Source organism: Metabacillus mangrovi (genome assembly GCF_009711125.1).
GTDB lineage: Bacteria > Bacillota > Bacilli > Bacillales > Bacillaceae > Metabacillus_B > Metabacillus_B mangrovi.
The window spans coordinates 92,697-102,277 of the sequence record NZ_WMIB01000015.1 but is presented as its reverse complement, the minus strand read 5'-3'; the positions used below and the strand labels follow the sequence as shown (position 1 = coordinate 102,277).

Sequence of the window (9,581 nt, the reverse complement as noted above, 5' to 3'; positions counted from 1 at the left end):
TTTTCTTAGCCCTTGGCACATAAGGGATTGCAGCGCTGTTCCTCTGTCCCCTGCTGCTTTAAAGGATGTGGGGACTGTCCCGGTGCCAGTCCCCGCTTTCTCTGCCATACTAAAGCTCTGGCACCACCTCTGTCCAACCCTTACATACCAAAGGATTGCGGATTTACTTCTCTGTCCCCCGCTGCGGTGAAGCACAGCGGGACTGACCCCGCCCGAATGTGGATGTTTACTTTTCCAAACATTCTGTCCCCAAACCCTCCCCTTCACCCTGCTCCCTTCTTCCGATACTGCTTCGGTGACTGGCCGGTGACCTTTCGGAAGACGCGGCTGAAGTAATTGGGGTCGCGGTAGCCGGCAGCGTAGGCGATTTGTTTCAGGCTTAGGTCCTGGTTGGCGAGAAGTTCTTTGGCGCGTTCCATTCTAAGACTGGTCAGGTAGTCAATAAAGGTTTGGCCGGTTTGTTCTTTGAATACTTTTGTGAAGTAGGTGGGGCTGAGTTTTGTTTGTTCGGCTGTTTCTTCAAGTGTGATGGGCTCGGTGAAGCGGGCTTTCATGTATTGAATGGCACGGGCAGCAACTTCCTGTTCACTTTGGGTCCATTGTACTTTTTCGCAAAGCATTCGGATTGTTTCCTTCAGGTCGTCTGCGTTCAGGACCGAAATGTGCTGTACGTCTATTCCCCTTTTTTCCAGGTCGTATTTAGCGGCGGACAGCCACTCCTTTATTAACAGTGGATCTTCTGATAAGCGGCTGTATAGGAGAAGGGCCTCTTCTGTGTTTCCGTTGAGAATGGATAGGCGCAGTTTTTCCTGGTCCTCTCCGGCAGGCGGGACAGCGGATTCCCGGAAAAAGCGGTAGGCTGCTGCACCGGGAGTAATGGATTCCCAAGCGCGATAGGCTTCCTGATAAGATTTTCCGAGCTTCGCCAAAGTTCCTGCCGGATATCCAACACCGGCCCGGCTTTCCTTCACGGCAAGTGTAATCGTCCGGGCCAGCCGGAGGGCCTCCGTTCTAACCGCTGATTCCTCCTGGTTTTCAGAAAGCAGGAGGACCGCAAAGCGGTTTTCGCTTTTCGGATAAAATACATACGGCATGGATGCATGGCGTTCAAGAAGCGGCTGCAGCTCGGCTGCGGTGCACCCGGAGAGGACGAGGAAGAAGCCTCCCTTTGCATTCGGAAAGAGCTGTTGAAAGTGTTCGAGTTCCTGCTGTGAGAGCTGGTTTTGGGCTGATTTTTCCGCCAGATGCTGCTTCATGAGGTTGGCGGCTTCTTCCTTACCGGCTGCTGCGCTCCGTTCGCCTTCGATTTCCTTTTTCAGCCGGTACAGTGCTTCGATGGTCTCTTCTTTTTTCCCAGGCTTTAAGATGTACTCTTTTACGCCTTCCTTCATGGCTTCCTTTGCATAATCGAAGGAATCGTACGCAGAAACCATAATAAAGCGGATGTCGGGCTGTATCTCGCGGATTTTCCGGATGGCTTCAAGTCCGTTCATGCCCGGCATTTTAATATCCATCAGCATGAGATCCGGTTTCAGCTCAGCGGCCATTTCTACGGCGAGCCGGCCGTTTGCTGCTTCACCGGCCACCTCGAAGCCGGTCATGCTTTCTTCCACAAATTTGCGCATCGCTTTTCTCTCGATCATTTCATCATCAACAATGACCAGTCTCATGCTGTTTCCCCCAATGTAATGCGGATGGTCGTTCCTTTTCCTTCAGCCGATTCAATCTGCATCACGTCCTTCCGTTTGTAGTAAAGCTCGAGTCGCCTGATCACATTTCTGAGCCCGATGCCGGTTGAATGTCCGCTGCTGATCTCATGCGTATGCTCGGGCTGCTGAAAAATCCGCTGTACCTGTTCTGCTGTCATCCCTTCTCCGTTATCGATGATCTCAATCACCGGCATCCCTTTTTCTGAATAAATCTTCAGAACGATTTCACCGCCGGATTCCCTGTTTTCAACGCCATGAATGAAGGCGTTTTCAACAAGAGGCTGAAGGGTGAGGCTTGGAATCAGACGGTCCAGGCAGTTTTCTTCAATTTCTGTTCGGAAGGTGATCCGGTCGGCAAACCGTGTCTTTTGGATATAAAAATATTCCTGAACGATGCTTGCTTCTTCAGACAAGGTGACTGTTTTATTTAAATCTCCAAGACTGTAGCGCAACAGGCGGGATACCGATTCGATCAGCCTTGATGTGACTGCCGCATCTTCCAGGTATGCCATCCTGGCAATCGTGTTCAATGTGTTAAATAAGAAATGAGGGTTGATCTGGTTCTGCAGATGCTTCAGTTCAAGCTCCTTCAGCAGCTGGTCGAGCTCGGACTTTTCCTCCATTTCTGCAATCAATCTTTTGAGATTATCCTTCATATGGTTGAAGGATTCACCGAGCACACTGATTTCGTCCTTTGATTTCACTCCGATGGCCGGACCCTCAAATCTGCCGGAGGCTATCTCCTTCGCGGCATCCGAAAGGCGGCGGATCGGCCGTGTAACTCCTGTCGAAAAGAAGAGGGCAAGCAACAGGGCAAGCAGCAAGGTGGACGTGAAAAGACTAATCGTGAACCACTGGAAGGCCTGGTTGCGTTTCTCCATATCCTGATAAAAAGCACGGTACTCCGTCAGTTCCATATTGAGCAGCGTTAATGTCGACTCCTGCAGATAAGAGGAAATATTCCGAACCTCCCTCAAATGCGATAGAGATTTCTCAATCTCATTTGATTTCACATCATCTGCTGTCTCATCGCTTTCTGTGATTAGGCTTTCCATCATATTTTTGTATTTATAAAGCTGCGTTTCCCCAACACCCTCTGGTTTTTCCTGCTGAAGACGCTCCTGGTTTTCCTGAAAATCCTTTCTCAAAATCTCATAATCCCTTACAAAACGGCCGTCTTTTTCTACAACGAACCCGTTCATTTTTTCATAAATGGAATTTGCCTGCTGTGATATTTCATTAAAAAGCAGGAATCCCTGAAAGCTTTGATGGTATTCAGAGACGATGCGGCTGCTGCTAAAGTAGATGGAAAACGTCACAATGTTGAACAGGGCGGCAAAGGCGGCAAAGTAGATGAGAAGCTTGCTGCGAATCGATTTCATTCGACTGCAGCTCCTTCCGGTTTAATGGGAATCAGCGGAAGATCCGTTTTCCGGATCACTTTTGTTCCGGTATGCTGAATCGCCTTCTGCTTCTCTCCTTTTTGCATATTCAGAAGGGTTTCCACTCCTTTCGCTCCCATCTCATACGGATATTGCACAATCGTTGCCCGGATGGTCCCCTTCTCGATGTAGCGGATGGTTTCAGGAAGTGTATCGAAACCGATAATGCAGACGTCCTTTTTCAAATACTCGGTGAGCTGGGCGATCCCGATCGCATCGAGGGCACTCGTTCCGTAAAAAGCTGTAATGTCCGGTACCTCCTGATAAAACTTCAGGGCAGCATTTACGGCTCCCGCTCTTGTAATATCCGACTCTTTCACAGAGGCTACGCGGATCCTGGATTCTCCTTTAATGGCATCCAAAAATCCCTGTACCCTGAGTTTTTGATTGGATGCTTCAAAACGGCCTGTAATGATGCCGACTGTCTGAGGACCCTTTGTATCACGGATCAATGCTTTTCCTGCCAGTTGTCCTGCATAATAATTATCCGTTCCGACATACACTTCCCGGTCGCTTTCCGGTGCATCTGTATCAATTGTAATAACGGGAATCCCCTTATCCACCGCCTTGTTCAGGAGTTTGGTGAATTCCTCGTTTTCGATCCCCTGAGTCATCAGTCCATCGACCTTTCCTGCAATCGCCATATCGATGGTCCGGAGGTGCTCCTCCACATTGGCCTGCTTCGGTCCGAGATACTCTAAAATGACTCCGTTGTGATCGGCCATCTCCATAGCGCCGTCCTTCACAAGCTCCCAGTAATCGTTATCGAGCTCCTCAGGAATCAGCACAAAATGGCTCTTCTTCTGCTCAGAAGGATCCGCTGCCGCCGAGGTCACATGAAACGTCTCTTTCCCAAAATAAACCGTCATTCCGGCCGTGATCAAAAAAATAAGAATAGCAGAAACATAGAGAATCCGTTTGAGGACCGCCATCGCTGAAATCTCCTTGTAAGCGTTTTATTTCTATTGTAGGAGATTTGGAGGAGGTTGGGAAGATGAAAATTAGGAGGATGGTCTTTTGGGAGGCTGGGGGGCTGCTCTGACCCCACATTCGCTAAAGCACTAAACCTCCGTCCCCCTGCTGCAGGAACGCTAAGCGGACAAGGGTTTGGAGGACCGCTGCTTGTTCCCCCGGTGCTTTAAAGCAGGAGGGGTCAGAGCAACAGCAATCTTCTTATATTCTTTATAAAGAACAAGAACCCCACACTTCTACACATCCGCCTTTTGAAGAGCGTCTGATTCGGAAACGATGTATTTTTTGCCTGTCCGGGCGACTTTATTCCAGCCGTCTTTTTTGCCGAAATAGGCGATGGTTCCGTAAATGGTGAAGAATAGCGTGAAGAACCGGTAGACGAGCAGGTCGGCAAGGATCGTCCATGCCAGGTAGCCCATGTCTCTGTTGGAAAATGCATTTCGATAGTGGGTCGATATTTTCAGTGAGATTAATGCATAAAGCAGGTTGCTTCCTGCTGCGCCGGAAAGGAAAAAGAGCAGGGCAGGATACGTGTGTTCAATCGGAAAGAAGAAAATCTGGGTGACCAGAAAGAATAGAGTGAAGAACGAGAGCAGCACTCCAGAGCATAGTGCATCAAATACAATAAAAAAGGACAGCTTCTTTTTAAAAACCGTAGGAAAAAGCGTTTTGCCGTAATACATCATGCAGTCTGTAAACGCCTTTTGCCAGCGGACCCTCTGTTTGAACAGGTCTTTGTAGGATTCGGGTACTTCTGTATAGCAAATGGCTTCCGGAATGAAGAGGACTTTTCTTCGTCTATGCTTTTTCCGGTATTGCTGCACTTTTAACGTGATATCCATGTCTTCTCCGACCGTTTTGCGAAAACCGTATAGATCAAGCAGCACATCTTTTTTGAAGATGCCGAATGCACCGGAAATGATGGATAGTGCATCGGATTTGGCAAGGGATGCCTTGTAGGTAAAAAAGCCGCGAATATATTCGAGCGTTTGAAATCGGACGATTTGCTTCATTTTTGAGAGGCGGACCGGCTGATCAGGCTGGGCCAGGTTCCTCCCTTGAAGAACATGCACCATCCCACCTGCTGCGATGACTTTTTTATCTTCGAATGCACCATTGATGATTTTTAATGAATCCGGTTTTAATAGACTGTCTGCATCAAGGGTGATAATAATGCTGTGTTCCGCGTAGGAGATGCCTGCATTTAAAGCATCCGCCTTTCCACCGTTCACTTTATCCAGCACCTTGATTTTGGTATTGGCTGCTTGGTAAAAGGCTTTAACCTGATTAAATTTCAGGACACCTGATGCGGCGAATGCAGCTGGTTTCAGCTTCAGATCTTCATGCAGCCGCTCCATTGTAAGATCACTCGAGCCATCATTGATAAAAAGTACCTCATAATTGCTGTAATCGAGGGCGAGCATTCCTTCAATAGCTGTTTGAATGATTGACTCTTCGTTGTAGCAGGGAACCAGGATGCTGATTCCCTTTTCTGCTGATGGAGGATTTTTCATATAGTACGGCGTTTTCCGTGATGATAGATAGGCGTTGAACATATGGTAGAAAGGAAACAGGACACAGAAGAAAGTGATGATGTACATATATAAAGGAATAGTCACTGCGGTTTGCCTCCTGTTTGAGTAATGGTTACATAATCGATTACGAATGCTGAAGGAAATGGGGTAGAGCTGTCCGGAGACCCCGGCCAGTCTCCTCCAACAGCTAAATTCAAGGTCAAGTACATTGGTTCATCCGGTATATTTTTATAGGATTCAAATCGTACCTTCCCGTCGATCTTCCAGGTCACTTTCTCTTCCGTCCACTCCAGGCGGTAGGTATGGAAGCTTTCAGGTTCGGAAAGGTTTAAAGAGTCATAGCGGCTCCTCAGCTCGTCTCCTTCACTCCAATGCTGAACCATAAAGACTTCCGGTTCGCCGATCGACTCCAGGATATCGATTTCAGGGAGTGGTTTATCTTCTGCAGGAAGCAGCCACACAGCCGGAAAAAAACCTTTACCGAGAGGAAGCTTTGCACGGAATTCAATCGTTCCATAATGGATGGACACTTTGCCCTTTGTATCGATTAAGCCCGAGCGATATCCTGTTCCATGCCTCTCTGCTGTTAAAGACAGCCTCCCATCTTCTGTATTTGCCTGACTCTTTGAATACGCCTGCAGCTCATTGTTGTAATTTTCCTCCCGGTTCACTGCATTCCAAAGATTTTCGTCCAGTTCTGTAAACGGATCGCTGATTGTCCAGTTCTCTTTTGAAAGCCAATAGTCCGGAGAGGTTTGCTTCTTTTCCACCTGAACGCTGCTTTTTTGTGCGTTCACCGGGATGCGTTCCTGTTTGGCACATCCAAGCAAAAAAGCAGCTGATAAGGCAATCAGGAAAATTTTCACGGATCCTCCCCTCCTTCTATTTGGAATTCTGCTCGATGAGATAGATAAAATCCTCCATTGAAGTGGTACTTTGTATGACATTGCGTGGAATTTCCATTAGCTTCTTACCAGGCACAGCTGTGCCGCTATTTACAGAAAAGCCAAGCTGAAAACCGGCTTTCCTTGCAGCGTGTACGGATTCCCTATCTTTTTCTCCATAAGGATATGCGAGCGCTTCTGCTCCTCCCAGCATGGCAATGCTGTAATTCAAATCTTCTACAATTTCTTTTTCTGTCCGGCTGACCAAAAATGCCGCATTCTGCTGATCCGTCTGGTGATAATCATGGGTATGGCTGGCATAATCAAAAACGTCTGCAGCTGTTTCAAGTTCAGGAGCGCTTGCAAATTGAACCTTTTCCGGGTAATACCCCTCCTTGCTTCTGCGAATCTCTGACGTTATTAAAAAAAGAGCGGCACGCTGTTCGTTTTTCCTCAGGATGGGATATGCATGGACCATGTTGTCCTTATGACCGTCGTCAAAAGTAATCAGCACGCTCTTCTCAGGCACTGGTTCACCTGAAATCATAAATGCTTTAAATTCAGACAGGGAAAGGGTTGTATAGTGATTGGCCTGAAGGTAATTCATCTGTTTCTTGAATTGATCTGCCGTGATCAAGGTGCTGGACAACGTACCGTCTGCCCCATAATGAGTTGGTGCCAGTTCATGGCTTGCCAGTATTCTGTGATAGAGGAGGACCGGGACACTCTTTGCACGATCGTCCCCTTTCAGATGGAAATTCCTCGGTGGTGCAAGCTGTGCAATATCATGGATCGTGTCTCCGGACTCACTGGTTAAAACCGGCTCCTGCTCCAACGCTGCTTTCACATGTTCATAGCAGTATGGCAGCAGAAAGAGAATCACAGCAAGACACGATCCGAGAACAAATAATACCTTCTGCATATCACACCTCAATTCATTATAAAGAACAATATAGGCAAAAAAATTAGCCTTAACTGGTAATTATCATAATTATAACACCATTTTACCTGAAACGTTCTATATTGAGAATACCCTATTCAAAAAAAAAGAAGAGCCCTGTGCTCTCCTTCCATCAGCCGCGCGCTGCTGTTCTGCCGATTTTCGCAATGAAATACGTTGTAACAGCTGCAGAAACGGCGCAGGCAAAGCCCGCATAAACATATTGAAAATTTGAAGAACCGCTTTGAAGCTGCAGTACGAGGAAGTAGCCGAAAAACACGGCCAGTCCAAGGAACGAAACGGTACGGATTAGCTTTAAATAGGAAATAAAATCGGTACGGTCAAAATTAAACATAGTCTTTTCTACCCTTCTAAAGGAACTGTAGAAGGAATTATACCCGTTTCTTCAAACTTTAAACCTATTTCCTCTTATTCTTCCAGCGATTTAGAACAATATATACGATCAGAAAGTAAATTCCGCTGGCAATCAGAAGCGTATTCGTGTCATTCCCAAAAAATCGATAGAGGATGGGACCTCCGCATACAGCTGCAATCAGGTACCACATCCAAAAGGAAAGATTGAACATAAAAGTGTGCCTCCAAGATGGTTTTCTTCTATTATACGGATTATCAGACTTTGAAACCATATCTGCCCCTATTTCGTAAAACCTATATTGAAAATAAGTTTTTCCGGGTATAGGTAAATAATTGAAAAGGGAGGGCACAAACCATGGTCCAGACCAATGAAGAAATCCAGTGGAGTGAAGTACTCTCAAGGCTGCAGACACAGCTTAGTGCGCTGAATGAGGAGTTCAACCGGAAGTTTATCATGCCGAACATTGTACTGTCGGGGAAAACTGGTGTCGGAAAAAGCACGCTGATCAATGCGATTTTCGGATTTGATGAAGCGGAAACCGGGGTCGGAAAGCCGGTATCACAGGCGTTGACCGAGTACCGCATTCCGGAAGCCCCCGTCCATTTGTTTGACACGAAAGGGATGGAGATGGACCTTGAACAGCGGGAAATTTCACGTCAGCAGATCGTGGATGAGATTCAGGAAAGGGCCTCCTCAGAGAACGCAGCCGATCATCTCCACATCATGTGGTATTGCATTTCAAACGAAAGCAGACGGCTTGAAGATACGGAGATCGAGTGGATCCGCAGTTTTTCCGAATATATGCCCGTCGTAATTGTACTGACGCAAACATTCGATTTAAACGAATCCTTTTATCACTTTATTAAAAAAGAACTCCCCCAACTCCCAATCTGCCGGGTGCTGGCGAAAGAAAAGGTGATGCTCGGTGAGGTGAGGATTCCTCCACACGGGCTGACAGACGTTATCGACAAGACATTGGAGATGATTCCGGAAGCGACGAAGCGTGCCTTTACCGCCGCCCAGAAAATTGAAGTAGAACGGAAAATTGAATCGGCAAAAAAGCTGATTCAGGAGCGGCTCGATTCCAGCAGCCCTGTAAGCTACAAAAATCTCGCCCATGCCGCTGAAGCTTTCCCAATCGGAATGGATGTCATGGGCCGCAGCGCGGTTTACCTGTACATGGCACGTGACATCATGACCGTCATGGGCATACCGGTCAACCGGAACTTCCTCAAATTCACGAAGGAAGCAAGGCCGCTCCTGCAATCGATTCTGCTTCCTTTCTTTGCAGCGGAAGGCAGCCGCGCTCTTGGAAAAGCAGCACTTAAATACAGCACAAAACAGGCAACGAAGGAAGGTGCCTCCACCCTTGCAAAGCTCGCCGGAAAATCCATCGGCAAAGCGAACCTCCTCGTCTCCCCTGTCATCGGACTCATCGCCGGCTCCTTCAACCGCAAAGTCACCGAAGCAATCGCCAGCGCCTTCATCAACACATGCGCCGAATTCCTGCGCCAGGAAATCCGCTACAAAGACTACTCCACGACCGAAATCATGGATAAGCTTTCAGCCGGAATGAAAGTGCGGATGCGGAAGGAGAAAGATGAGATCGAGGAGCTCGCGGTGAAACAGTAGGTATGGCCGGTCTATTGACCGGTTTTTTTTACATTTCTCCAGGATGCAATTGCGGGTGCAAGAAAATGGGAATATTCGTTTTAGTTCCTGA

General features: G+C 47.5%; 8 protein-coding genes. 1 reads left to right on the top strand and 7 read right to left on the bottom strand.

Features of this window, described 5'->3' with window-relative positions:
• Window positions 1–263: 263 nt before the first annotated feature.
• The 7 genes from GKZ89_RS14380 to GKZ89_RS14350 form a co-directional block, all read right to left on the bottom strand.
• Complete coding sequence (locus GKZ89_RS14380) at window positions 264–1,670, bottom strand: response regulator (protein ID WP_155113095.1); 1,407 nt, start codon at window positions 1,668–1,670, stop codon at window positions 264–266.
• On the bottom strand, window positions 1,667–3,091 hold the full coding sequence (locus GKZ89_RS14375) for a sensor histidine kinase (protein WP_155113094.1): 1,425 nt from the start codon (window positions 3,089–3,091) through the stop codon (window positions 1,667–1,669). Before GKZ89_RS14375 ends, GKZ89_RS14380 begins: the two co-directional genes overlap by 4 nt.
• Window positions 3,088–4,083, bottom strand: a complete 996-nt coding sequence (locus tag GKZ89_RS14370; protein WP_155113093.1) for a sugar-binding protein — start codon at window positions 4,081–4,083, stop codon at window positions 3,088–3,090. The genes GKZ89_RS14375 and GKZ89_RS14370 overlap by 4 nt, the downstream gene beginning before the upstream one ends.
• 276 nt (window positions 4,084–4,359) lie before the next feature.
• Window positions 4,360–5,742 (bottom strand): glycosyltransferase, encoded by a 1,383-nt coding sequence (locus GKZ89_RS14365; protein WP_155113092.1) that lies wholly within the window; start codon window positions 5,740–5,742, stop codon window positions 4,360–4,362.
• Window positions 5,739–6,524, bottom strand: a complete 786-nt coding sequence (locus GKZ89_RS14360) for a glycoside hydrolase family 16 protein (RefSeq protein WP_162356895.1) — start codon at window positions 6,522–6,524, stop codon at window positions 5,739–5,741. The genes GKZ89_RS14365 and GKZ89_RS14360 overlap by 4 nt, the downstream gene beginning before the upstream one ends.
• 16 nt (window positions 6,525–6,540) lie before the next feature.
• Window positions 6,541–7,464, bottom strand: a complete 924-nt coding sequence (locus GKZ89_RS14355; protein WP_155113090.1) for a polysaccharide deacetylase family protein — start codon at window positions 7,462–7,464, stop codon at window positions 6,541–6,543.
• A 151-nt stretch (window positions 7,465–7,615) separates the two neighbouring features.
• The gene (locus GKZ89_RS14350; protein WP_155113089.1) at window positions 7,616–7,837 is read right to left on the bottom strand and encodes a hypothetical protein; all 222 of its coding nucleotides are present in this window, start codon (window positions 7,835–7,837) and stop codon (window positions 7,616–7,618) included.
• A gap of 375 nt (window positions 7,838–8,212) precedes the next feature.
• Between GKZ89_RS14350 and GKZ89_RS14345 the strand changes: the two genes are divergently transcribed.
• The gene (locus GKZ89_RS14345; protein WP_155113088.1) at window positions 8,213–9,490 is read left to right on the top strand and encodes a GTPase; all 1,278 of its coding nucleotides are present in this window, start codon (window positions 8,213–8,215) and stop codon (window positions 9,488–9,490) included.
• Window positions 9,491–9,581 lie beyond the last annotated feature (91 nt).